The organism is Streptomyces sp. KPB2 (assembly GCF_003950055.1).
In the GTDB taxonomy this organism is placed as follows: Bacteria; Actinomycetota; Actinomycetes; order Streptomycetales; family Streptomycetaceae; genus Streptomyces; species Streptomyces salinarius.
Map to the genome: position 1 here is coordinate 7,553,492 of NZ_CP034353.1, position 22,450 is coordinate 7,575,941.

Sequence of the window (22,450 nt, forward strand, 5' to 3'; positions counted from 1 at the left end):
TCGCTGCGGTGGCCCCCTCCACCCGGCCCGGGACAGGAGGGGACGGCCTCGGAGCGGGTGCGTGCCGCTCCGGGGAGTCGGGGGTGGGGGATCAGTCGGTGGGCGTGCGCAGGACGGCGACCGCCCGGCCGGCCAGGACCACGGCCCCGTCCTCGCCGGTGGTGCCCACCAGGACCTCCCCGGCGAGCCCGGGGACGGTCACGGTCTCGTCGGTGCGGTTGACCAGGAACAGGAAGCGTCCGCCGGGGCCCCGGCGCACGGTGGCCTCGACCCGCCCCCGGGCCGGGGCCGGCAGCTCGCTCGTCACTCCGGCCGGCTCCAGCAGCCTCGGCAGCAGCGCGGCGAGCCCGTCGGCGCCGAGCCGGGTGGAGACGTAGGCGGCCGAACCGCTGCCCGCGCCGCGCCGGGTGACCGCGGGACGGCCCGCGTGCGCACCGGTGCGGTAGCGGACGAGGACCTCGGTCTCGGGGGCGGTGACGGTGACGTGGTCGGTCCACAGCCCGCCGGTGGCGTCGTCGTCCAGCTCCACGCTCTGCCCGGCGGGCAGCGGGCCGAACTCCTCGACGCGGATGCCGAGCAGGTCCCGCAGCGCGCCCGGGTAGCCGCCGAGCCACACGTGGTCGTTCTCGTCGACGACACCGGAGAAGTACGTGGTGACCAGGTGCCCGCCCTGCTCCGCCCAGCGCGTCAGCTCCTTGGCCAGCTCGGCCGGGACCAGGTGCAGCACGGGCGCGATCAGCACCCGGTGACGGCTCAGATCGGCGCCGGTGGTGACGACGTCGGCGCGGATGCCCAGGGAGAGCAGCGCCGAGTACCAGTCGAGCGCCTCCTGGTGGTAGTCGAGCAGCGAGGTGGGGTGCGAGTCCTGCTCGGCCGCCCACCGCGACTCCCAGTCGAAGAGGATGCCGACCTCGGCGGGCTCCCGCTCGCTCCCGGCGACCGGCGCGAGAGTCTTCAGCGTGTCGCCGAGCGCCGTGACCGAACGGAACAGGTCGCTGTCCGCGCCGGCGTGCGGGACCATCGCCGAGTGGTACTTCTCGGCGCCGGCCGCCGACTGGCGCCACTGGAAGAAGCAGACCGCGTCGGCGCCGTGCGCCACGTGCGTCAGCGAGTCCCGGGCCATGTCGCCGGGCAGCTTGGCCAGGTTGACGGGCTGCCAGTTCACCGCGCTCGTGGAGTGCTCCATCAGGAACCAGGGCTTGCCGCCCGCGATGCCACTGGTGAGGTTCGCCGAGAACGACAGCTCGTCGCGGGCCTGCGGGTGCGGCACCACGTAGTGGTCGTTGGCGACGAAGTCCACCTCGCCGGCCCAGTCCGCGTAGTTCATGCCCTTGGTGCCGGGCATCACCATGAAGTTGGTGGTGACGGGGACGTCGGGGGTCAGCTCGCGCAGCAGGTCGCGCTCCGCGCGCAGGTGGTCCTTGAGCGCGTCCGAGGAGAACCGCTTGAAGTCCAGCTGCTGGGTCGGGTTCGGGTGCGAGGCCGCCAGCCGGGGCGGCAGGATCTCCTCCCAGTCGCCGTACCGCTGCGACCAGAACGCCGTGCCCCAGGCGTGGTTGAGGGCCTCCGTGGTGCCGTACCGGGCGCGCAGCCAGGCACGGAAGGCACGGGCGGCGTCGTCGGAGTAGTCGTAGACGTTGTGGCAGCCCAGCTCGTTGTTGACGTGCCAGGCGACCAGGGCCGGGTGCTCGGCGTAGCGGGTCGCCAGCTTCCGCACCAGGCGCAGGGCGTGCTCGCGGAAGACGGGCGAGGTCGGGCGCCAGTGCTGACGCGCCCCCGGCCACAGCGTCTCGCCCCGCTCGGTGACCGGGAGGATCTCGGGGTGGGCCGTGGTCAGCCAGGGCGGCGGGGACGCGGTGGCGGTCGCCAGGTCGACGCCGACCCCGTGCTCGTGCAGCAGGTCCATCACCTCGTCGAGCCAGGCGAAGTCCCAGGTGTCCGGGCCCGGCTGGATGCGGGCCCAGGAGAAGATGCCGAGCGACACGATGTTCACGCCGGCCTCGCGCATCAGCCGTACGTCCTCCTCCCACACCTCCCGGGGCCACTGCTCGGGGTTGTAGTCGGCGCCGTAGGCGAGACGGGGGGCGGGGGCACCGTCCGCCCCGCGGTGCGTGCGGGAGTGGAGGGTGGAGATCATGGGGGTCCTTCCGGGGTGGGGGCGTGCGCTACTTCTCGACGGTGAAGCCCTGCTCCTCGCCGTACTTGACCGAGGCCTCCTGCCAGGCCTCCAGGCCCTCGGCGAGCGTGGTGCCGGAGACGTAGGCCTTGCCGACGGTGTCGTTGAAGACCGAGTTCGCGTACACCTGGTAGGGCAGGTACGACCAGTCGTCCGGGACGTTCGCGGCCGACTCGGCGAAGATCTTGTTGGCCTTCTGGCCGCCGAAATACGGGAACGCGGTGTCCTGGAACTTCGTGGACTGCAGATCCGCCGTGGTCGCCGGGAACGCGCCGTTCTTCAGACGGGTCTGCACGCCGTCCCCGGCGTTCGCGTACTCGACGAAGGCGTACGCCAGCGCCTCGTTCTCACCCAGCTCGGGCAGCGCGAGCGCGCTGCCGCCGTTCTCGGCGCTGACCTTGCCGCCGGCGGTCCACTGGGGCAGCGGGGCGACACGCCAGTCGCCGGACGCCGCCTTGGCGCCGGACTCGAGGTTGGCGGGCATCCAGGCGCCGGTCGCCAGCGTGGCGATGCTGCCGTCGGCCAGGCCCTTGTACCACTCGTCGGTCCAGGCGGGGACCGATGCGAGCAGCTTCTCGTCGATGAGCTTCTGCCAGGTGCCGGTGAAGGTCTTGGCACCCTGGTCGGAGAAGTCGATCTTCACCTTGGTTCCGTCGACCGTGTAGGGACGCGAACCGGCCTGCCAGAGCATGCTGGTGGCGAACCCGGCGTCGCCGTTGTCGGCGGTGATGTACGCCTTCGGGTCGGCCTTGTGCAGGTCGCGGGCGGCGTCCAGGTACTCGGCCCAGGTGGTGGGCACCTTGATGTCGTACTTGTCGAAGACCTTCTTGTTGTAGAACAGCGCCATCGGGCCCGAGTCCATCGGCAGCGCGTAGATGCCGTCCGAACCGGCCTTCACCCCGTTCCACGGACCGGGGGAGAACTTGGCGGAGAGCTTGTCGGCGCCGAAGGCCTCGAGGTCGGTGAGCTGCTTGGTCAGGGCGTACTGGCCCATCGCGTAGTACTCGATCTGGGCGACGTCCGGGACGCCCTTCTTCGCCGAGATGGCGTTCTGCAGCGCCGTGTACTCGTCCTTGTTGGTACCGGCGTTGACGAGGTCGACCTTGACGCCCGGATGGGCCTTCTCGAAGTCGGCGGCCACCTGCTTGAGGGTGGGCTCCCACGCCCAGACCGTGATGGTGCCGCCCTCCTTGAGGGCCGCCTGTATGTCCGCCTCGGAGACGGCCTTGTCGCTCGATCCGCCGTCGTCGGAGCCGCCGCAGGCGGTCGCGCCCAGGGCGAGCGCGCAGAGGAGGGCCGTGCCGCGCAGCAGGCGGCGCGAGTGCTTGGTCAGGTGTGTGGGCATGGGCGTGCTTCCACTTCTTCGTGGCCGGAACCGGCACCGGTTGAGGGTGGGAGGGGTTGTCGGTGAGGGACGGGGACGGGGACGGGGACGGGAGCGGGGGAGGGGCTACTCCTTGACGCTTCCGGCGGCGAGACCGGACTGCCAGTACTTCTGGAGCAGCAGGAACGCGGCGACGAGCGGCAGGATGGTGATCAGCGACCCGGTGACGACGAGGTTGAAGACGGCCTCGCCGCCGGCGGTCGCCGCCTGCTGGTTCCAGCTGTTGAGGCCCAGGGTCAGCGGATACCAGTCGGGGTCCTTGAGCATGACCAGTGGCAGGAAGTAGTTGTTCCAGGTGGCGACCATGGTGAACAGCAGGACGGTGACGATGCCGGGCGCCAGCAGCGGCAGGGCGACCCGGAAGAAGGTGCGCACCTCGCCCGCCCCGTCGATACGGGCCGCCTCCATCAGCTCGGTCGGGATGGCCTCGGTGGCGAACACCCACATCAGGTAGAGGCCGAACGGCGAGATCAGGGACGGGATGATCACCGCCCAGGGTGTGTTGGTGAGCCCCATCTTGCTGAACATCAGGAAGGTCGGCACCGCCAGCGCCGTACCGGGGACGGCCACCGCGCCGATGACGACGGCGAAGACGGCCCGCCGGCCGGGGAAGTCGAACTTGGCGAGCGCGTAGCCGCCGAGCACCGCGAGGAGGGTGGCACCGCCCGCGCCGAGCCCCACGTACAGCAGGGTGTTGAGCAGCCAGCGGGTGAAGACGCCGTCGTCGTAGGTGAACGTCTCGGCGATGTTGTCCCACAGCGCGAAGTCGCCGTCGAACCAGAGACCGGCGGAACGGGACAGCCCCTCCTGCGTCTTGGTGGAGCTGATGGCCAGCCAGAGCAGCGGCACCAGGCTGTACAGCAGCACGAGTGAGGTGAGCACGGTCAGCAGCACGCTGCGCCGGGGCCTGTCGGCGGAGTGGCGGCGCCGGGACGCGCGCAGTCGGGGCGCGGGGCCCGACGCGCCGGACGGCTCGGCCGGGCGACGGTCGGGGACGGTGGCGAGGGGACCGGTCATCGCTGCCTCACACTCCCTTGCGCATGCCGCGCAGCTGCACGACGTAGGCGATGACCATGGTGATCAGCCCCATGACGATGGCGACGGTCGCGGAGTAGTTGTGCTGCTGCCCGTTGAAGGACAGCGCGTACGTGTAGTAGTTCGGGGTGTAGTCGGTGGTGATGGCGTTGCGCGCCAGGGGCTGCAGGATGCTGGGCTCGTTGAAGAGCTGGAAGCTGCCGATGATCGAGAAGATCGTGGCGATCACCAGGGCCCCGCGGATGGCGGGGAGTTTGATCGCGGTGATCACCCGGATCTGGCCGGCGCCGTCGATCTGGGCCGCCTCGTACAGCGAGTGCGGGACGACCCGCAGCGCCGAGTAGAAGATCAGCATGTTGTAGCCGACGAACTCCCAGGTGACGATGTTGCCGATGGAGGCCAGCACCAGGTCGGGGGAGAGCGGGTCGGGCAGCGAGACGCCCAGCGCGTCGTTGATGTCACCGACCAGGCCGAAGCGGGTGCCGTACATGAAGCCCCACATCAGGGTGGCCACCACGGCGGGGACGGCGTACGGCAGGAAGATGGAGATGCGGAAGAAGTCCCGCCCGTACAGGCGTCCGCTGTCGAGCGCCAGGGCCACCAGGAGCGCGATGCCGAGCATGATCGGCACCTGTACGGCGAGGAAGAGCGAGACCCGGCCCAGCGAGGCCCAGAACCGCTCGTCCTTCAGCGCCTCGGCGTAGTTGTCCAGGCCGACGAAGGTGGTCCCGCCGATGAGCTGGTCCCGGAAGAGGCTGAGGTAGACCGAGTACACGATCGGCGCGAGGAACACCAGGGCGAACACGGCCACGAAGGGGCCGAGGAAGCCCCACCCCGTCCAGGAGCGGCGGTCTCGCCGCACCGGGGGCGGGGCAGGCCGCGGCTCGGCGGCGGCCGGCGGTTGCAGCGTCGTCATGTCGTTCCTCGCTCGTCACGTCCTGGAGCTTCCGGAGCCTGGTGGGACCCCTCATGTTTGCGTAAACATCACCCGCCGGACGGGACCGTCGAGGTCTGCGGGAGGGCTGCTATGTTTACGTAAACATTTGATGGCGGCATGTCTACACTGCCCCGAGGACGACGGTCAAGGGTCCTTGCGCGGCGGGCCCGACAGCGACGGAGAGGCGGCTGACGGCGAGTGAGCACGGCTGAGGAAGTCCCGACGAGCGTGCCCGCGCGAGCCCGGCGCGGCCGGGAACGCACGGCTTCCATGGCGGACGTGGCCCGGCTGGCCGGCGTCTCCTCGCAGACCGTCTCCCGCGTCTCGAACGGCTACGCCGGGGTGACCGAGGAGACCCGGCGGCAGGTGCTGGCGGCCATGAAGGAACTCGGCTACCGGCCCAACAGCGCGGCCCGGGCCCTCAAACGCGGTGAGTTCCGCACCATCGGCGTCATCACCTTCTCGCTGGCCACCACGGGCAACGTCCGCACCCTGGAGGCCATCGCGACCTCCGCGGCGAGCGAGGGGTACGCCGTGACGCTGCTGCCGGTCGCCGTCCCCACCCAGGACGAGGTGCGCGGCGCGTTCTCGCGGCTGGAGGAGTTGGCCGTCGACGCGGTCATCGTGATCATGGAGGTCCACCTCCTGGACGCGGCCTCCCTCACCCTGCCGCCCCACGTCCAGGTCGTCGTGGTCGACTCCGACGCCGGCGACCACTACACGGTCGTCGACACCGACCAGGCCGGCGGCTCCCGGGCCGCCGTGCGTCATCTGCTGGACCTCGGCCACGACACGGTGTGGCACCTCGCGGGCCCCGAGGGCTCCTTCGCCGCCCAGCGCCGCACCGACGCCTGGCGGCGCACGCTCACCGAGGCCGGCCGCACCCCGCCGCCCCTCGTCCGGGGCGACTGGTCGGCCGAGTCCGGCTACCGGGCCGGTCTCGAACTCGCCGCCCGCGAGGAGTGCACCGCCGTCTTCGCGGCCAACGACCAGATGGCCCTCGGTCTGCTGCGCGCCCTGCACGCACGCGGCCGGCGCGTGCCCGAGGACGTCAGCGTCATCGGCTTCGACGACATCCCCGAGGCCGGCTCCTTCCTGCCGCCGCTGACCACCGTGCACCAGGACTTCGCCGAGGTCGGGCGGCTGTGCGTGGCGGCGGTGCTGCGCAAGATGCGCGAGACCGGCCCGGAGCGGGGCACGACCCTGGTGCCGACCCGGCTGGTGACCCGGGCGAGCACGGCGCCGCCGCACGCGTAGCCGACGGGTGGGGCGGGGAAGCGGCCGTAGGGGGACGGACCGGACCGTTTAGGGGCGGCCGGGAGGGTAACCCCACAACCCGACCGTTGTCCCCACACGTCCGGGAGAGCCCCATGACCCAAGTCGCCGACTTCGTCCTCCAGCGCCTGACCGAGTGGGGCGTCAAGCGGGTGTACGGCTATCCGGGTGACGGCATCAACGGACTGCTCGGCGCCTTCGACCGGGCGGACGGGGACCCGGAGTTCATCCAGGCCCGGCACGAGGAGATGGCCGCGTTCATGGCCTGCGCGCACGCCAAGTTCACCGGCGAGGTGGGCTGCTGCGTCGCCACGTCCGGGCCCGGTGCGGTGCACCTGCTGAACGGCCTGTACGACGCGAAGCTCGACCACCAGCCCGTGGTCGCGGTGGTGGGCCAGCAGAAGCGGCTCTCGCTCGGCACCCACTACCAGCAGGAGATCGCCCTCGACCAACTGTTCGCGGACGTGTCCGAGTTCTGCCAGATGATCGTGCACCCGGGGCAGGCCCGGCACGTCATCGACCGGGCCTTCAAGACCGCGCTGACCACCCGGGGCGTCGCCACGATCATCATCCCGAACGACATCCAGGAGGAGGAGGCGATGCCGTCCCCGCCGAGGGAGCACGGCTCGGTCTTCTCCAGCGTCGGCTGGAGCCGGCCCCGCGTCCTGCCCGACCCCGACGAGCTGCGCAGGGCGGCCGACGTCCTCAACGCGGGCGAGAAGGTCGCCATCCTCGTCGGCCAGGGCGCGGCCAAGGCGGAGAGCGAGGTCGTGGAGGTCGCCGAACTGCTCGGCGCCGGCGTCGCCAAGGCTCTGCTCGGCCGTGAGGTGCTGCCCGACGACGTGCCGTTCGTGACCGGTCCGATCGGGCTGCTCGGCAGCAAGGCCAGCGACAACATGATCCAGGGCTGCGACACCCTGCTCATGATCGGCAGCAGCTTCCCGTACTCGGAGTGGCTGCCGGAGGAGGGCCAGGCCAAGGGCGTCGAGATCGACATCGACGGCCGCATGATCGGCATCCGCTACCCGATGGACGCCCACCTCGTCGGCGACTCCAAGGAGACGCTGAAGGCGCTGATCCCGCTGCTCGAACGCAAGAAGGACCGTGGCTGGCGGGAGAAGATCGAGAAGGACGTGCGGGAGTGGAACGACCTGTGCGACCGCTGGGCCGGTGAGCACTTCGGCAAGACCATCAACCCCCAGTCGGTCGCCGCCGAACTCTCGTCCAGGCTGCCGGACGGGGCGATCCTGTCGGCCGACTCCGGTTCCGGCACGAACTGGTGGGCCCGCCACCTCAAGCTCCGCGACGGCATGCGAGCCTCCCTGTCCGGCACGCTCGCCACCATGGGCCCCGGGACGCCGTACGCCATCGCCGCGCGGTTCGCCTATCCGGACCGTCCGGTGATCGCCTTCGTGGGCGACGGCGCGTTCCAGATGAACGGCATGAACGAGATGATCACCGTCAAGCGGTACCTGGACCGCCTGTCCGGCCCCGCGCCGTTCGTCTTCTGCGTCTTCAACAACCAGGACCTCAACCAGGTCACCTGGGAACAGCGCGCCATGGCCGGCGACCCGAAGTACCCGGGCTCCCAGGACATCCCCGACGTGCCCTACGCCGCCTACGCCGAACTGCTCGGCCTCAAGGGCATCGTCTGCGACGACCCGAAGAAGGTCGGCGCCGCCTGGGACGAGGCGCTCGCCGCCGGCCGCCCCGTGGTGCTGGAGTTCAAGGTGGACGCGGAGATCGCGCCGATCCCGCCGCACATCATGAAGGAGCAGGGCAAGAAGGCCATCAAGGCCGCGCTGCACGACCCGCAGGCCACCGGGATCGCCACCAAGGGCGTACGCCAGAAGCTCACCGAGTACGCCGAGCACCTCCCCGGCCGGGGCAGGAAGTGAGCGGCGCGCACCGCCGGGGCCGGGTCGTCGTCGTCACCGGTGCCACCGGTGGCGTGGGCCGGGCCACAGCCCGGGCCTTCGGCGCCCAGGGGGCCGCGGTGGCCCTGCTCGCGCGGGGCGAGTACGCGCTGGAGCGGGCGGCCGAGGAGATCCGCGAGGCCGGCGGGCAGGCACTGCCCCTGGTGGTGGATGTCGCCGACGCGGAGGCCGTGGACGCGGCGGCCGGCCGGATCGAGGAAGAGCTGGGCCCCATCGACGTATGGGTGAACGCCGCGTTCTCGACCGTCTTCGCGCCCGTGGCGGAGCTCCGGCCCGAGGAGCTGAAACGGGCCACCGAGGTGACGTACTTCGGCTTCGTGCACGGCACCCAGGCCGCCCTCCGGCGCATGACACCGCGCGATCGCGGCACCATCGTCCAGGTCGGGTCCGCCCTGGCCGAACGCAGCGTCCCGCTCCAGGCCGTCTACTGCGGGGCCAAGCACGCCATCCAGGGGTTCACCGAGTCGCTGCGCTGCGAACTGCTGCACGACCGCAGCGGGGTGCGGGTGACCATGGTCCAGATGCCCGGGCTCAACACGCCCCAGTTCAGCTGGGTCCTCACCCGCCTGCCCCGGCACCCGCGCCCGGTGGCCCCCGTCTACCAGCCCGAGGTGGCCGCCGAGGCCGTGCTGTACGCCGCCGACCACCCCCAGCGGCGCATGTACTGGGTCGGCGGCTCCACCGTCGCCACCCTCCTCGGCCAGAAGCTCGCCCCCGGGCTGCTGGACCGCTACCTGGCCCGCACCGGCTACGACGGGCAGCAGACCGACCGGCCCGTCGACCCGTCACGGCCGGTCAACCTGTGGAAGCCGCCGGACGACACCGCCCCGGACGACTACGGTGCCCACGGCATCTTCGACGACGAGTCCCATCCGCGCAGCATCCAGTTCTGGATCTCCCGGCACCGCGGGCCGCTGGCCCTGGCCACCGCCGTGACCGGCGCGGCCGCCGCGGCACTCGCGGGCGCCCTGAGGGGGCGCGCCGGCTGCTGACCGGGGCGGCCGACCGCACGCGAGCGCGCCCGGTCGGCCGCCCTCGTGGCGGTGGGCCCGGGCCGGGTCAGTCCGGTCTGCGGTCGATGTTCCGCGCCCACCAGTGGTGCTCGCAGAACCAGTGCCCGACCATCGCGCCGCCGAAGACGACGAACCCGACCCCGATCAGCCAGGACTCCACCACCAGCACGATGCCGACCGCGCCGTAGCTGAACGCGTTGTCGAGGATGAGCGGAGTGAAGAAGAGGTACGAGAAGCCGCGCAGCCCGACCAGCCCCACCATCGTGGCGAGGGCGCCCGGCAGCAGGTCGCGCCAGCGGACCTGGCCGCCCAGCAGGAAGTGCTGGCCCCACCAGAAGAACAGCATGCCGCTGGCGGTCGACAGCGCGATCCGCGCCGAGCCGTGCAGCGCGGTCCGTGTCTGCACCTCCTGGTACAGGTAGGCGGTCAGCAGGATCACCCAGGTCATCTGGCGCCAGATGCGGTGCCACGGGCCCGAGGGCAGCTCCCAGATGCGCTCGTAACCGTTCTGGACACTCGCCGCGAAGGACACGCCGAACACTCCGAGCAGGATTCCGCCCCACACGCTCGTCGTGCCGACGATCTTGGTCGGTGGGCTGATGATGTCGGTCAGTACGCGGGCCGACCGTCCGGACAGCCCCATCCCGTCGGCCAGCCAGGAGGCGAAGCCCCCGCGCCCCAGCGGATCGGCCGCCGCCACCACGATCAGCAGCGGAGCCAGCGTGACCAGGGCGAGCGTGGCGAAGCCCATGGCCCGGTGCATCAGTTCCAGGTCCCGGCCGCGCCGGACCAGCGCGGACGCGGCCAACCAGTCCCACGCACGGTGGAACGGCCGCCACAACCGGTTCACGGGGGCTCCTCGGTGTTCCTCGGGCGTCCTTTCGACGGCTCGCGACGGGGAACTGAGTGACCCGGCCGGTGCCCGGGCAAACGTCGGTGCACCCGGACGGAGTCCGGCCGAGGTCCCGGCCTCAGGGATCGGTGCGCTGCTGGGCTTCCCGCATGCGCTCGTTGTGCCAGGCGATGGCCGCGCGTATCTGGGGCTCCTGGAGTCCCGTGCGGCAGCCGAGCTGGTCCATGGAGAGGGCCGGCGGGCCGGTGGTCAGGGCCCGGGTCAGCTTCGCCGCCCACAGCTCCTCGTCCACGAAGGGGCGGTCGGTGTATCCCGCCTTGACCTCGTCGAAGTGCTCGTCCGAGCACGCGGTGATGAGCCGGAGCCCGTCGAACCACTCGTTGGTGGCGTGCACCGCCGAGGAGTCCGGCACGTAGCCGCTCACGGCCTCGTCCTCGGGGAAGACCCTGGCGCACAGGTCGCACAGCTCCATGGGGACCGGCTTGGCGGTCCGACGGCCCTTTCTGCCCTTGCGCTTCCACATGGCGACTCCCGGGGGTCGGCGTCCGGAATGCCGGAGTTACCCGAGTGGCGGGAAGCAAACGCCCCGCGGGCGAGACTCCGGCATCTTCCCGCCCGTTCGTTCAGGGCTGGCCGCCCGCTCATCAGGGCTGGCCGCCCGCTCATCAGGGCAGGCCGCCCCGTTCGCAGACCCGCGCCGCCACGTCCCGCAGTTTGACGTTGTGGTCCTGCGAGTACCGGCGCAGCGCGGCGAAGGCCTGGTCCTCGTCGAGGCGGTGCCGGCCCATGAGGATGCCCATGGCCTCGCCGATGGTGTGCCGGGTGCCGATGGCCTCCTGCAGCTGGGCGTGCGTACGGGCACTGGAGAAGGCGACCGCCGCGTGGGAGGCCAGCAGCCAGCCGGCCGTCTCGTCGGCGGCGGTGAACGCACCGGGCCTGTAGGAGTACATGTTCAGTGCGCCGAGGTCCTCGTCCTCGGTGAACAGCAGGAAGCCCATCATGCTGCCGAGGTTCAGCTTGCGTGCCTCGGGGACGTACTTGGGCCAGCGCCGGGCCTCGTCCGTGAAGTCGGCGATCCGGAACTGCCGCTCCCCCGTGGAGCTGCGGGCGGCGTCGAAGCACGGACCCTCCCCGACCCGGCCCTGCAGTTCGTCGCTGTCGACGACCACCTGCTCGGTGGGGGCCAGCGACTGCACGTGGTTGCCGCGGAGGATGAGGATGCCGGCGGCGTCGCAGTCCGCCACCAGTTCCGTCGCCGAAGCGGTGATCCTCCCGAGGGTGTCGTTCAGCGATTCCTGGGCCAGCAGATCACGGGCCAACGAGGCCATCTGCTCGGCGAACCCGCGCCAGTCGTCCATGCCGGTACCTCCCTCGCTCTCTGCAGGAGTAGTGCCCTGAGACGGCGGGACGCAACAGGGGAAGGGCCGCCCGGTCCATCTTGTTTCACGTTGCATCTAAATGCATAATGCGCTTATGGACACCTCGCCCGAGGGCCCCGACGACCTGATCGTCGCCGTGGAGCAGATGATCCGGTACGTGCGGCAGAGCGCCCGGACCGGAGGCCTGAGCACCGCCGCCTCCTCGACGCTGGCCAGGCTCAGCCGTGAGGGCCCCCGGCGCCTGACCGAGCTGGCCCGGGCCGAGGGCGTCTCCCAGCCGAACATGACCCAGCTCGTCACGCGCCTGGAACGGGCGGGACTGGTCCGGCGCACCGCCGACGCGAGCGACGGCCGAGGCGTGCTCGTGGCGGTGACGTCCACCGGACTCGACGTTCTGACCCGGCGGCGCGCCGAGCGTGCCGCGGCCCTCCAGCAGCTCATGGAGGACATGACCGGACCGGAGCGGCAGGCCACCACCACGGCGCTCCTGGCCCTGGCCCGGGTCATCGACAACCGTCAGGAAATCTCGGAGGAAGACCGCGCATGAGTGCACCCCGTGGAAAGGCCGCCAGTCCCTTCCGGCAGCCCAAGGCGGTCTGGGCCGTCGCCTTCGCCTGTGTCATCTCGTTCATGGGCATCGGCCTGGTCGACCCGATCCTGCCGGCACTGGCCGAAAGTCTGGACGCCACCCCCAGCCAGGTCTCCCTGCTGTTCAGCAGCTACCTGATCGTCACCGCCGTCGCCATGCTCTTCGTCGGCTGGGTCTCCAGCCGCATCGGCGCCAAGCGCACCCTGGTCACCGGCCTCGCCGTCATCGTCGTCTTCGCCGCCCTGGCGGGAGCCACCGGCTCCATCAACGGCATCGTCGGCTTCCGGGCCGGCTGGGGGCTGGGCAACGCCCTGTTCATCGCCACCTCGCTCGCGGTCATCGTGGCCTCCGCCAGCGGCGGCTTCAGCGGCGCGATCATCCTCTACGAGACCGCCCTGGGCCTGGGCATCGCGGTCGGCCCCCTGCTCGGCGGCGAACTGGGCGGCATCAGCTGGCGCGGCCCCTTCTTCGGCGTCGCCGCCCTGATGGCCGTCGCCCTGATCGCCACCCTCGCCTTCGTCCCCGACCTGCCCAAGCCGAAGCGCGTCACCTCGCCCCTGGCCCCGCTGAAGGCGCTGCGCCACCGCGGCCTGCTGACCATGGGCATCATGGCCCTGCTGTACAACTGGGGCTTCTTCACCATGCTCGGCTACGCCCCGTACCCGATGGAGCTGGAGGCCCACGAGCTCGGCCTGGTCTTCACCGGCTGGGGCCTGCTGGTGGCCGCCTTCAGCGTCTTCTTCGCCCCGCGCCTCCAGGCCCGCTACGGCACCGCGCCCGTCCTCTACGCCAACCTGCTCGGCCTCGCCGTCGTCATGGCCGTCATAGCCGCCGGCGTCACCGACCCCACCACCGTGATCGTCGCGGTCGTCGTCAGCGGCGCCTTCATCGGCATCAACAACACCCTCACCACCCAGGCCGTCATGCTCGTCTCCCCGGTCGAGCGTCCCGTGGCCTCCTCCGCGTACGGCTTCCTGCGCTTCATCGGCGGCGGCCTGGCGCCCTACGTCGCCGGAAAGCTCGCCGACGCCACCGATCTGAGCGTCCCCTTCTACCTCGGCGCCGCCACCTTCCTCCTGGCGGTCCCCGTCCTGGCCAGTGGTCACCGACTGCTCCGCCGGGCCGAGACGGACAGCGGCGAGGGAGAACCCGTGACCCCGACGCTCACCCCCGTCGGCTCCCCGGCCGCGACCGGCACGCCGCCCGTCATCGTGGCCGTGGGCGCGCACCGCGGGGCGGCCGCCGTCGTGGACGCCGCGGCACGGCTCGCCCGCGACACCGGAAGCCCGCTCGAGGTCGTCCACGTACGGCAGACCGCCGTCGTCGAGGAACAGGCCGCCGACACCGAGACCGACGCGGAGGCGAGGGCCGCCGTCACCGCGCACCTCGACCGGCTCGGCGGCCTCGGTGTCGCCGCCACGGGCCAGATCCTCACCGGCGTCGGAGACCATGCCGCCGCGGGCCGCGCCCTGGCCCGGCATGCCGCCGAAGCGGGGGCCCGCACGGTCGCGGTCGGCCGCTCCCCGCGCGGCCCGCTGACCCAGTTCGCCGACGGCAGCTTCACCAGCGCCCTCACCCACGCCGCCACCTGCACCGTGGTCCTCGTCGACCCCGGTGCGGAGCCCCGCCCCCTGACGGCCGGGTCCCTCACGGAGCTGCGCGCCGAGACGCGGTGACCGCCGCCCGCCCCCGGTCAGCCGCCGTCGAGCGACCGCCTCAGCCGGTCGGCGGCCTCCGGGGGCTGGATGCGCATGCCGGGACGCCGGCGGTGCACGGTCAGGTACGTCACCCCGTCCGGCCCGGCGAGCACGGCCCGGGTCGAACCGTGCGGCAGCCAGGTCAGGACGCCCGCGCGCAGGGGATGCCCGCCGTCGGCGGAGTCCAGGCGGGCCGCACCGTCGAGGACGAGCAGCAGGACGTCGAGGTCGGGCTCGGTGTGGGTGTCCACCCGTCCCCCGGCGGGGAGGCGGACGACGTTGGCGTCGAGCTGCCGTCCCGGTTCCGCCAGCTTCCACAGGGCGCCGCCCGGCGCGTCGCCGCCCAGGGACACGAGCTCCGCCGTGTCGCACAGCAACCGGGGGAGGGGTGCGTCCGCCGCCGTGTCGGAGGAGCCGCTGTCTTGCACTGCCATCAGATGCCGCCGATCCCTGTCCCAACCGTGCCGGTGCGCCGCCCTGTTGGGCGGTCCGCTTCCGGGGCGGCCGGTCCAGTGACGCACTGCACAGGGCCCGTACCCCGGGTAAAGGCGAATCTAGCATGCGCATTTGATAGTTTTCCGGCATGCGGCTGACGAAGTTCACCGACCTGGCGCTGCGTGCCGTCATGCGCCTGGCCGTGGTGCGGGACGGTGACGAACCGATGGCCACCCGAGAGGTGGCCGAGGTCGTCGGTGTGCCGTACACGCATGCCGCGAAGGCCATCACCCGCCTGCAACACCTGGGGGTGGTGGAGGCGCGGCGGGGTCGCGGCGGGGGGCTGACGCTGACCGGTCTGGGGCGGCGCGCCTCGGTGGGTTGGCTGGTCCGCGAACTCGAGGGGGAGGCCGAGGTGGTCGACTGCGAGGGCGACAACCCGTGCCCGCTGCGCGGGGCCTGCCGACTGCGCGGCGCGCTGCGCGAGGCCCAGGAGGCGTTCTACGCGGCGCTCGACCCGCTGACCGTGACCGACCTGGTGGCCTCGCCGGCCGGACCGGTCCTGATCGGCCTGACGGAGCGTCCTCCGGGGTGACGGGCGGCGCTCCCGAAGGGGCGCCGAGCTGTGACCCAAAACACGAATCTCATCTACCAATTAAGGAGTCGCTGTGCTCTCCGAACAGTCCGTTCCCGTGGTCCGAGCCACTCTTCCCGCCGTCGGGGCGGCCATCGGTGACATCGCCGACGTCTTCTACCGCAAGCTGTTCGACGCCCACCCCGAGCTGCTGCGGGACCTGTTCAACCGCGGGAACCAGGCCAACGGAGAGCAGCAGCGGGCCCTGGCGGGCTCCATCGCCGCGTTCGCCGGCATGCTGCTGGAGAACCCGGACCAGCGCGCCGACGTGATGCTCTCGCGCATCTCGCACAAGCACGCCTCGCTCGGCATCACCCCCGACCAGTACAAGATCGTCCACGAGAACATCATGGCCGCCATCGTCGACGTGCTCGGCGACGCCGTCACCCCCGAGGTCGCCCGCGCCTGGGACGAGGTCTACTGGCTGATGGCCAACGCGCTCATCGCCCTCGAGGCCCGGCTCTACGCGCAGACGGGTGTCGAGGCCGGCGACGTCTGGCGGTCCATGGAGATCGTCGACCGGATCGAGGAGAGCGCCGACGCCGTCTCCCTCGTCCTGCGCCCCGCCGACGACAGCGCCCCGGCCACCTTCCGTCCGGGCCAGTACGTCAGCGTCCAGGTCGAACTGCCCGACGGCGCCCGCCAGATCCGCCAGTACAGCCTGTCCGCCGCGCCCGGCCGGCCCGACCTGCGCATCACCGTCAAGCGCGTCCGGGGCGACGGGCGGCCCGACGGCGAGGTCTCCTCCTGGCTGCACGCGAACGCCCGCAAGGGCGACGTGCTGACCACGTCCGCCCCGTTCGGCGACCTGGCCCTGGCGGAGCACGACGGCCCGCTGCTGCTGGCCTCCGCCGGCATCGGCGTCACCCCCGTGCTGGCGATGCTCGACCACCTGGCCGCCGGCGGCTCGACCCGCCCGGTGACCGTCGTCCACGCCGACCGCACCCCCGACGACCACGCCCACCGGCAGGAGCAGCTCGACCTGATACGGGCGCTGCCCGACGCCCGGCTCCACCTGTGGTACGAGGAGCCCGGTGACGGGGCGCCGGAGGCGTCCACCGGCCGCGCCGACCTCACCGGCCTCGACCTGCCCGAGGGCCTCACGGCCTACCTGTGCGGACCGGTGCCCTTCATGCGCGCGGTCCGCGGCGACCTGCTGAGCCGAGGGGTGCCCGCCGAGGCCGTCCACTACGAGGTCTTCGGCCCCGACCTCTGGCTCGGACAGCAGTAGCAGCGGTGGCTCGACGGCGGCCGGGCGCGGGGAGCCCGGCCGCCGCGGAACTCCCGCGGGGGCGTTAGACCGCCGCGGTGAACGCGGTGCTGATCGCGGTGTCGACGCGGGCGTGCACCACCAGGCGCGGACCCGAGGAGTCGGCGTTGTTCTCCAGCAGCCGCCGGGCCGGCGCGCTGTGGGTCACGACGGACATCAGGACGTCGAGCCGCCCGCACCACTGATGCGCCCGGAGCACCGCACTGACCGCGGCATGGCCGTCGGCCCGCTCGGTCAGGACGATGACGACGGGGGCCGGCCGATGGGCGTCGACCAGGTTGGTGATCTGCGTGGTCAGGGTGGCCCGCCCGTCGACTCCCGGGTCCTGGTCCACCGTGATGACCAGGACCCCATGCTCCAGGGTGTGGGACAGCATCGCGGCCTCCGATCCGTCGCCTCGTGGCGAAGTTGTGTTCAGTGAAGGTGCCCGGACCCGGGTCCGCAATGCGCCCCGCGGCCGACCGGGCGGCCGGCCGCCGCGACACGGGCGGTGAGTACCATCGTCCGGTCCGCCTCCGACCTCCGCCGAACGCCGCTGGGAGCCCCCGAAACGTGCCCGCCCTCCTGCCTCCGCCCCGAGCCGGGGGCGCCTGCCTGCTGGACCTGGAACACCTGACCCGGCTGGAGGACGGCGAACGCCTGCACGCCCTGCTGTGGCGCCCGGGACCGGGCTGGCGGATGGCCAGCAGCGCCGTACTGGGCGGCGGGATCGCGGATCGCGCCTGGGTGCTCAACGCCCAGGTCGCCCACGGCTACCGGCGCACCGACCCCGCACGCCACCTCGCCGACCTGGCCCGGGCCGCCGGGGCCGGCGGCCCGGGGGTGGGCCTGATGACGGCGGCCGACGTGACCGCACCCGGCCGCGCGCGGGACGGCGGGGTCGAGGCCGTGGCGACGGCCGGCATCTCGGTGCGCGGCTGGGCGGCCGTGCCCGAGCAGGGCGCCACCGGGGCCGCACCACCCGGAACGATCAACATTGTCGTCGCGCTGCCCGTCGCGCTAAGTGACGCCGCCCTCGTCAATGCGGTGATGACGGCGACGGAGGCCAAGGTCCAGGCACTGCTCGACGACGGTCTCGACTGCTCCGGCACCCCGACCGACGCGGTGTGCGTCGCCGCCAGAACCCCGGGCGACGGCGGCGAGGTCCACGCCTTCGCGGGCCCCCGCTCCGAGTGGGGCGCCCGGCTGGCCCGCGCCGTCCACCGGGCCGTGGGCGCCGCGCTGCCCTCCACCCCGTGACGCCCGGGACCTCGCCGCTACAGCGAGGTCCCGCGCCGGACCGCCGCCACACGCAGGGTCAGCGCCGCCGCGAGCAACACCCAGGCCACGGCGCAGTACACCCACGCCGTCGCGCCCCGCGCCAGATCGACGGCACTCCACACGGCCCACAGCGCGAGCAGCACGCACAGGGCCGTCCAGGCGATGTCGGCGACGCGGACGCGCAACTGCGCACGCTGCCTCGTCCCCGGCTCCAGATCGCCCAGACCGTCGTCGACCGTTGTCTTCCGCTCGTCCACGTCCGACCCCTTCGGAATCGCCACTTCGCAGTGAACCGCGGGTACCCGCAAGGGCGTTGCGCAAGCGGAGCGCGACGAGCGCAGACGTGCGCGCGGGCGGCCCGGCCGGGCCGCCCGCACGGTCGTTCACCGCGACGTCAGCGCTGGGAGGTCTTCTCCAGCGCCTTGTCGAGGGCGGCCTGGAAGCCGTAGGCCCACAGCTGGTTCACCCGGCTGCGCTCGTTGGAGTTGGGGTAGGGGTTGGTGCAGGACGGGCCGGGGCCGCCGCCCGACATCAGCTCGCTGCACGGCCCGGAGTAGTGGTCGGGCAGGCCGAGCACGTGCCCGGTCTCGTGGGCGGTCACCCGGGTCGAGTCGTACTGCTGGTTCTGCCGGTAGTCGAGGAAGATGTAGCCTCTGCCGTGCCCGTCCGTGGAGGCGTACGAACCGCGCGAGTCGTTGCCCTCGTAGTACGCGAAGTCCGCGCCCGAACTCGACTCGGCGAGCCGCACGTTGGACACCGAGCTGTTCCAGATCTGCGCGGAGCGGGATATCTGGGTACGGAAGCTCGGCGCGTTGGCGGCGCTGTAGTAGACGGTGACGGCCGCGGCGGCCGAGGGCGACGGGTTGGCGGCGCGCTTCTTGGCGACGGACTTGACGACCGCCTCGAAGAACGCGCGGTTGGCGGCCGCGTCCTCGCCCGAGCCGGCCGAGGGCAGGTAGCCGACCTGGGCCGCCTGGGCCGCCCGGACCGGCTCCTGGGGCGCCGCGGCCGTCGCGGCGGGGCCGGTGCCGAGCACGGCGGCCGTCAGGCCGAGACCGACCGCGGTGGACAGCAGGGGCAGGCTGATACGCATCGATGACTCCTTGAGTGGGGGAGTGGGGAGAAGCCGTCACCGGTGAGTGTGGGGCGCCCGGAAGCCCGCTGTGATGATGGCAAGAGGTGATAGGGCGGGGCTATCACCCACCGCCCGGCCAGTCGTTGCGAGTTTGACCAGAGTGCAGAACTCGCCCTGTTCCGCCGCCTTTTGTTCACCTGGCGCAACCAACTGTTCCGCCCTACGCTCCCTGCATGGAGCTCGAGGTGAGGCACCTACGCGCGCTGTGCGCCATCGCCGACGCCGGCAGCCTGCACCGGGCGGCACGCCAACTGGGCGTCGCCCAGCCCACGTTGAGCACCCAGCTGACCCGCATCGAACAGGCCCTGGGCGGCCCGCTGTTCGTCCGGGAACGCACCGGCTGCCGTCCCACCCCGCTCGGCCGGACGGTCCTCGGCCGGGCCCGTCCGCTGCTGGCCGACATGAGCACCCTGGTCCGCGAGGCCCGTGCCGCCGCGGCCGGTGGCGACAGCAGACTGCGGGTCGGCTCCACGGCCAGCCGCGCCCTGGCGGGCTGGCTGCGCCGGCTCAGACGGCCGGGCCTGGAACCCACCCTGCAGATGGACGTCTCCGCCAACGCGCTGCTCCGCCGCGTCGCCGAGGGTCAGCTCGACGTGGCCTTCGTGCACGAGGTCGAGGGGAGCCCCCTGCACGTCCCCGAGGGCCTGCGGGTACGCGTCCTGGTCGAGCGCGAACCGCAGTTCGTCATGCTGCACGCCGACCACCCCGCGGCCGCCCGGCCCGTCGTCCGTCTCGCCGACCTCGCCGACGACCGGTGGATGATCGACCCCACCGTCGACGGCGAATGGGACGGCGTGCACCGCATGCTCCGCGCCGTCGGCCTCAACCCCCGTGTACTGCACGGCGACTACCACACCGCCGCCTCCCTCGTCGCCACCGGCGAGGTCGTCACCGTCTGCCAGCCCAGCTCCCAGTCCCGCCCCGACTTGGCGGTACGGCGCCTGTACGGCGACCCTCTCGGCGTGCGCCTGCTGCTGGCCGCCCGCACCCGGGCCGAGCTGGACGCCGTCTTCCCGGCGCTGGAGGACGCGTACTGGGAGGTCGCCCGCCAGTCCACGGCGTACCGGGAGTGGCTGGAAGGGGGCGGGGTCCGGACGCTGCCCCGGTGCCCGGTGGCCGCCGGGGGAGGCGACCGGGTGGAGTTCGTGCGGGCCCGCTGAGGCCGCCCCGGTGCGTGACCAAGGGGCGTCGCACCCTCCGGCCAAAAGGGTGATTTTCATACCGGCTCGGTGTGTCTGCGTGACGAAGCGGTTACGGACAGCATCATGAGCTCTGCACGACGACTTCCCCCCGTGCGTTCGCTGGCCGTCGCGGGTGCCCTGGGCGCCTCCGCCCTGCTGCTGACGGCCTGCACCAACGCCGATACGACCCGTTCCAGCGTCGCGGAGGCGGCTCAGACCGAGTCGCCGTCCCCGACCGCCACCGATACCCAGTCCCCGTCCCCCACCGGCTCGCCGACGGCCTCGATGAACGAGGACAAGACCGAGCGCAAGGACCTCGTCTCGAAGGCGAAGGTCACCTGGGACAAGGCCGCCGACACCGCCGTCAAGGAGGTCCCCGAGGGCAAGCTCGTGGACCTCGAACTCAAGCGCACGGAGGCCGATGCCACCGCGTCGCCGACGGCCTCGCCGACCGGCTCGCCGGGTCTCAGCACGCCGAACCCCGCCCCCAGTGAGGGCGCCCCGGAGTGGGAGGCCAAGGTCGCCCAGTCGGACGGCACCCTGCACCGCATCGACATCGACGCGGTGAGCGGCAAGGTCTTCCGCACCATGGTCGACCCGGACCAGGACCCCGACGACAAGACCCAGATCACCGAGTGGCTGGACAAGGCCAAGCAGACGCCGCAGCAGGCGGTCAAGGCGGCCACCGCGAAGGCCAAGGGCACCGTCACCCATGTCGAACTCGGCGACAACGACGACCAGCAGGTCGTCTGGGACGTCGACGTGGTCGACAAGAAGAGCTGGGACAAGACCTCCGTCGTCGTCGACGCGGCCAACGGCAAGGTGCTGAGCCAGAAGGTCGACAAGGACTGAGCGTCGACAAGGACTGAGCGTCGACAAGGACTGAGAGACCCCCCCGGACACCGACGGGAGCAGCGGGCCACGGCGGCCCACTGCTCCCGTTCCTCATGGTGGGGTCGGGGCGTCACCCGGCCGGTGCGGCGGGCGCCGCGGGTACGGCCTCGGCCGACTCCTTCCCACCGCCGCGCGGCAGTGTCGCCACGGCCAGGAATCCGAGCACCGCCACCGCCGCGAAGAAGTAGAAGCCCCACGGGTGACCGACCCCCGAGGCGACCAGCGCGCCGGTGATCGACGGGCCGACGATCGAGCCGATCCGGCCGATCCCGGACGCCGAACCGAGCGCGGTGCTCCGCACGGACGCCGGGTAGAAGTGCGTCACGTAGGCGTAGACGAGCACCATGGCCGAGAAGACGAAGACGCCGGTGAAGAAGACGACGACGTTGAGCAGCAGGTCGCTCTCCATCTTGATGCTCAGGCACCCCAGCATGAGCACCGAGACCGCGAACCACACCATGGTGGTGCCCTTGATGCCCCGCCGGTCGGCGACGAACCCGCCCAGGACCAGGCCGACGACGCCGCCGATGTTGAGCACCAGGAGCTGGGTGACGGCCGTCGGCACGGGGTAGCCGGCGTCGTTCATCAGCTTCGGCAGCCAGGTGTTGAGGCCGTAGACCAGCAGCAGGCCCATGAAGGAGGCGACCCAGATGCCGATGCCCGCGCGCAGGTGGGCCGGCTTGAGCAGCTCGGTGAACGGCACCCGCTGCGCCCCGTCCCGCTTGGCCCGCTCGAAGGCCGCCGACTCCGGCAGCTTGAACCACTGGATCGCGGCGATCACGAGACCGACGACGCCGAGCAGGTAGAAGAGGATCTCCCAGTTGTCGGTCACCTGGAGCGCCAGCAGCGAGGTGATGACCGCACCGGTGTGGTAGCCGGTCATGGTGAGCGTGCTGGCCCGCGCCCGTCGGCTGGCCGGCATGTGCTCGGCCATCATCGTGAGCGAGACCGGCATGCAGGCGCCCAGGCCCAGACCGGCGAGCAGACGCAGCGCGGCGAACATCGCGACGGAGTTCGCCAGCGGCACCACGATCGTGAGGACCGAGAAGAGCACGACCGAGCCGATGAGCAGGCGGCGCCGGCCCAGCCGGTCGGCCAGCGGTCCGACGCAGACCGCGCCGATGGCGACGCCGACGAGGGAGAGCGTCGCGATGGTGGTCGCGTCGCCCGCGGTCATGCCGAGATGGTGGGTCTTGAGCAGGGTGGGGATGATGGCGCCGAGGACGACGAGGTCGTAGCCCTCCAGCAGGACGGTGATCCAGCAAAGGATCACCGTCCAGGTGCCGCCGACGGCGCGGCCGGTCTGCGCGGGCGCGCCGGACGTGGTGGTGGAAGCCATGATGACTCTCCCCCCGGGGGACGGGTG

22 protein-coding genes are annotated in these 22,450 nt (G+C 72.0%); 10 read left to right on the forward strand and 12 right to left on the reverse strand.

Annotated elements, in window-relative coordinates; all coding sequences use genetic code 11:
• Window positions 1–91 precede the first annotated feature (91 nt).
• From D1J63_RS34185 to D1J63_RS34200, 4 genes are all read right to left on the reverse strand, one after another.
• Window positions 92–2,137 carry a beta-galactosidase gene (locus tag D1J63_RS34185; protein WP_125634317.1) on the reverse strand — a complete coding sequence of 682 codons (2,046 nt, stop codon included), beginning with the start codon at window positions 2,135–2,137 and terminating at the stop codon, window positions 92–94.
• Window positions 2,138–2,165: 28 nt separating this feature from the next.
• Window positions 2,166–3,521 (reverse strand): sugar ABC transporter substrate-binding protein, encoded by a 1,356-nt coding sequence (locus tag D1J63_RS34190; RefSeq protein WP_125634319.1) that lies wholly within the window; start codon window positions 3,519–3,521, stop codon window positions 2,166–2,168.
• A 105-nt stretch (window positions 3,522–3,626) separates the two neighbouring features.
• Window positions 3,627–4,577, reverse strand: a complete 951-nt coding sequence (locus tag D1J63_RS34195) for a carbohydrate ABC transporter permease (RefSeq protein WP_125634321.1) — start codon at window positions 4,575–4,577, stop codon at window positions 3,627–3,629.
• Window positions 4,578–4,584: 7 nt separating this feature from the next.
• Entirely contained in the window at window positions 4,585–5,511 is a 927-nt protein-coding gene (locus tag D1J63_RS34200) for a sugar ABC transporter permease (RefSeq protein ID WP_125634323.1), read from the reverse strand.
• Between the two features lie 291 nt (window positions 5,512–5,802).
• Between D1J63_RS34200 and D1J63_RS34205 the strand changes: the two genes are divergently transcribed.
• The 3 genes from D1J63_RS34205 (at window position 5,803) to D1J63_RS34215 (ending at window position 9,736) form a co-directional block, all read left to right on the forward strand.
• Window positions 5,803–6,789, forward strand: a complete 987-nt coding sequence (locus D1J63_RS34205; protein WP_164713265.1) for a LacI family DNA-binding transcriptional regulator — start codon at window positions 5,803–5,805, stop codon at window positions 6,787–6,789.
• Between the two features lie 113 nt (window positions 6,790–6,902).
• Window positions 6,903–8,705 (forward strand): thiamine pyrophosphate-requiring protein, encoded by a 1,803-nt coding sequence (locus D1J63_RS34210; RefSeq protein WP_125634327.1) that lies wholly within the window; start codon window positions 6,903–6,905, stop codon window positions 8,703–8,705.
• A complete protein-coding gene (locus D1J63_RS34215; RefSeq protein ID WP_125634329.1) occupies window positions 8,702–9,736 on the forward strand; it encodes an SDR family oxidoreductase in 1,035 nt (344 codons plus the stop codon). Before D1J63_RS34210 ends, D1J63_RS34215 begins: the two co-directional genes overlap by 4 nt.
• Before the next feature lie 67 nt (window positions 9,737–9,803).
• Here the strand turns inward: D1J63_RS34215 and D1J63_RS34220 are convergent, their stop codons facing one another.
• The 3 genes from D1J63_RS34220 to D1J63_RS34230 form a co-directional block, all read right to left on the reverse strand.
• Entirely contained in the window at window positions 9,804–10,607 is an 804-nt protein-coding gene (locus D1J63_RS34220; protein WP_125634331.1) for a ribonuclease BN, read from the reverse strand.
• 121 nt (window positions 10,608–10,728) lie between these two features.
• Window positions 10,729–11,133, reverse strand: a complete 405-nt coding sequence (locus D1J63_RS34225; protein WP_125634333.1) for a hypothetical protein — start codon at window positions 11,131–11,133, stop codon at window positions 10,729–10,731.
• A gap of 142 nt (window positions 11,134–11,275) precedes the next feature.
• Window positions 11,276–11,968, reverse strand: a complete 693-nt coding sequence (locus tag D1J63_RS34230) for a GAF and ANTAR domain-containing protein (RefSeq protein WP_102929992.1) — start codon at window positions 11,966–11,968, stop codon at window positions 11,276–11,278.
• A gap of 115 nt (window positions 11,969–12,083) precedes the next feature.
• Between D1J63_RS34230 and D1J63_RS34235 the strand changes: the two genes are divergently transcribed.
• The gene (locus D1J63_RS34235; protein WP_232250093.1) at window positions 12,084–12,536 is read left to right on the forward strand and encodes a MarR family transcriptional regulator; all 453 of its coding nucleotides are present in this window, start codon (window positions 12,084–12,086) and stop codon (window positions 12,534–12,536) included.
• Window positions 12,533–14,254 carry an MFS transporter gene (locus D1J63_RS34240; RefSeq protein WP_125634338.1) on the forward strand — a complete coding sequence of 574 codons (1,722 nt, stop codon included), beginning with the start codon at window positions 12,533–12,535 and terminating at the stop codon, window positions 14,252–14,254. The genes D1J63_RS34235 and D1J63_RS34240 overlap by 4 nt, the downstream gene beginning before the upstream one ends.
• A 17-nt stretch (window positions 14,255–14,271) precedes the next feature.
• Here the strand turns inward: D1J63_RS34240 and D1J63_RS34245 are convergent, their stop codons facing one another.
• The gene (locus tag D1J63_RS34245; protein ID WP_125634340.1) at window positions 14,272–14,709 is read right to left on the reverse strand and encodes a hypothetical protein; all 438 of its coding nucleotides are present in this window, start codon (window positions 14,707–14,709) and stop codon (window positions 14,272–14,274) included.
• Window positions 14,710–14,858: 149 nt separating this feature from the next.
• Between D1J63_RS34245 and nsrR the strand changes: the two genes are divergently transcribed.
• Both nsrR and D1J63_RS34255 read left to right on the forward strand, forming a co-directional pair.
• Window positions 14,859–15,305 (forward strand): nitric oxide-sensing transcriptional repressor NsrR, encoded by a 447-nt coding sequence (gene nsrR, locus D1J63_RS34250; RefSeq protein ID WP_125634342.1) that lies wholly within the window; start codon window positions 14,859–14,861, stop codon window positions 15,303–15,305.
• 73 nt (window positions 15,306–15,378) lie between these two features.
• A complete protein-coding gene (locus tag D1J63_RS34255; protein WP_125634344.1) occupies window positions 15,379–16,575 on the forward strand; it encodes a globin domain-containing protein in 1,197 nt (398 codons plus the stop codon).
• A gap of 64 nt (window positions 16,576–16,639) precedes the next feature.
• On the opposite strand, the gene D1J63_RS34260 is transcribed toward D1J63_RS34255, so the two are convergent.
• Window positions 16,640–16,990: a hypothetical protein gene (locus tag D1J63_RS34260; protein WP_125634346.1), complete on the reverse strand. Its 351-nt coding sequence runs from the start codon at window positions 16,988–16,990 to the stop codon at window positions 16,640–16,642.
• Between the two features lie 176 nt (window positions 16,991–17,166).
• On the opposite strand from D1J63_RS34260, the gene D1J63_RS34265 reads away from it, so the two are divergent.
• Window positions 17,167–17,853 carry an adenosylcobinamide amidohydrolase gene (locus tag D1J63_RS34265; protein WP_125634348.1) on the forward strand — a complete coding sequence of 229 codons (687 nt, stop codon included), beginning with the start codon at window positions 17,167–17,169 and terminating at the stop codon, window positions 17,851–17,853.
• 17 nt (window positions 17,854–17,870) lie between these two features.
• Here D1J63_RS34265 and D1J63_RS34270 read toward each other — a convergent pair whose 3' ends face one another.
• Entirely contained in the window at window positions 17,871–18,131 is a 261-nt protein-coding gene (locus tag D1J63_RS34270; protein WP_125634350.1) for a hypothetical protein, read from the reverse strand.
• Window positions 18,132–18,268: 137 nt separating this feature from the next.
• Window positions 18,269–18,967 carry a snapalysin gene (snpA, locus tag D1J63_RS34275; protein ID WP_102931968.1) on the reverse strand — a complete coding sequence of 233 codons (699 nt, stop codon included), beginning with the start codon at window positions 18,965–18,967 and terminating at the stop codon, window positions 18,269–18,271.
• A 215-nt stretch (window positions 18,968–19,182) separates the two neighbouring features.
• Between snpA and D1J63_RS34280 the strand changes: the two genes are divergently transcribed.
• Window positions 19,183–20,169, forward strand: a complete 987-nt coding sequence (locus D1J63_RS34280) for a LysR family transcriptional regulator (RefSeq protein ID WP_125634352.1) — start codon at window positions 19,183–19,185, stop codon at window positions 20,167–20,169.
• A 105-nt stretch (window positions 20,170–20,274) separates the two neighbouring features.
• Window positions 20,275–21,042, forward strand: coding sequence for a PepSY domain-containing protein (locus tag D1J63_RS34285; RefSeq protein ID WP_125634354.1), 768 nt, complete (start codon window positions 20,275–20,277; stop codon window positions 21,040–21,042).
• 112 nt (window positions 21,043–21,154) lie between these two features.
• Here D1J63_RS34285 and D1J63_RS34290 read toward each other — a convergent pair whose 3' ends face one another.
• The gene (locus D1J63_RS34290) at window positions 21,155–22,423 is read right to left on the reverse strand and encodes an aromatic acid/H+ symport family MFS transporter (RefSeq protein WP_125634358.1); all 1,269 of its coding nucleotides are present in this window, start codon (window positions 22,421–22,423) and stop codon (window positions 21,155–21,157) included.
• Between the last annotated feature and the right edge of the window lie 27 nt (window positions 22,424–22,450).

Bases quoted from the DNA above. Each gene is read 5' to 3' on its own strand.
- D1J63_RS34185 (WP_125634317.1), bottom strand. From the start codon at position 2,137: ATGATCTCCACCCTCCACTCCCGCACGCACCGCGGGGCGGACGGTGCC.
- D1J63_RS34190 (WP_125634319.1), bottom strand. From the start codon at position 3,521: ATGCCCACACACCTGACCAAGCACTCGCGCCGCCTGCTGCGCGGCACG.
- D1J63_RS34195 (WP_125634321.1), bottom strand. From the start codon at position 4,577: ATGACCGGTCCCCTCGCCACCGTCCCCGACCGTCGCCCGGCCGAGCCG.
- D1J63_RS34200 (WP_125634323.1), bottom strand. From the start codon at position 5,511: ATGACGACGCTGCAACCGCCGGCCGCCGCCGAGCCGCGGCCTGCCCCG.
- D1J63_RS34205 (WP_164713265.1), top strand. From the start codon at position 5,803: ATGGCGGACGTGGCCCGGCTGGCCGGCGTCTCCTCGCAGACCGTCTCC.
- D1J63_RS34210 (WP_125634327.1), top strand. From the start codon at position 6,903: ATGACCCAAGTCGCCGACTTCGTCCTCCAGCGCCTGACCGAGTGGGGC.
- D1J63_RS34225 (WP_125634333.1), bottom strand. From the start codon at position 11,133: ATGTGGAAGCGCAAGGGCAGAAAGGGCCGTCGGACCGCCAAGCCGGTC.
- D1J63_RS34230 (WP_102929992.1), bottom strand. From the start codon at position 11,968: ATGGACGACTGGCGCGGGTTCGCCGAGCAGATGGCCTCGTTGGCCCGT.
- D1J63_RS34235 (WP_232250093.1), top strand. From the start codon at position 12,084: ATGGACACCTCGCCCGAGGGCCCCGACGACCTGATCGTCGCCGTGGAG.
- D1J63_RS34240 (WP_125634338.1), top strand. From the start codon at position 12,533: ATGAGTGCACCCCGTGGAAAGGCCGCCAGTCCCTTCCGGCAGCCCAAG.
- D1J63_RS34245 (WP_125634340.1), bottom strand. From the start codon at position 14,709: ATGGCAGTGCAAGACAGCGGCTCCTCCGACACGGCGGCGGACGCACCC.
- nsrR (WP_125634342.1), top strand. From the start codon at position 14,859: ATGCGGCTGACGAAGTTCACCGACCTGGCGCTGCGTGCCGTCATGCGC.
- D1J63_RS34260 (WP_125634346.1), bottom strand. From the start codon at position 16,990: ATGCTGTCCCACACCCTGGAGCATGGGGTCCTGGTCATCACGGTGGAC.
- snpA (WP_102931968.1), bottom strand. From the start codon at position 18,967: ATGCGTATCAGCCTGCCCCTGCTGTCCACCGCGGTCGGTCTCGGCCTG.
- D1J63_RS34280 (WP_125634352.1), top strand. From the start codon at position 19,183: ATGGAGCTCGAGGTGAGGCACCTACGCGCGCTGTGCGCCATCGCCGAC.
- D1J63_RS34285 (WP_125634354.1), top strand. From the start codon at position 20,275: ATGAGCTCTGCACGACGACTTCCCCCCGTGCGTTCGCTGGCCGTCGCG.
- D1J63_RS34290 (WP_125634358.1), bottom strand. From the start codon at position 22,423: ATGGCTTCCACCACCACGTCCGGCGCGCCCGCGCAGACCGGCCGCGCC.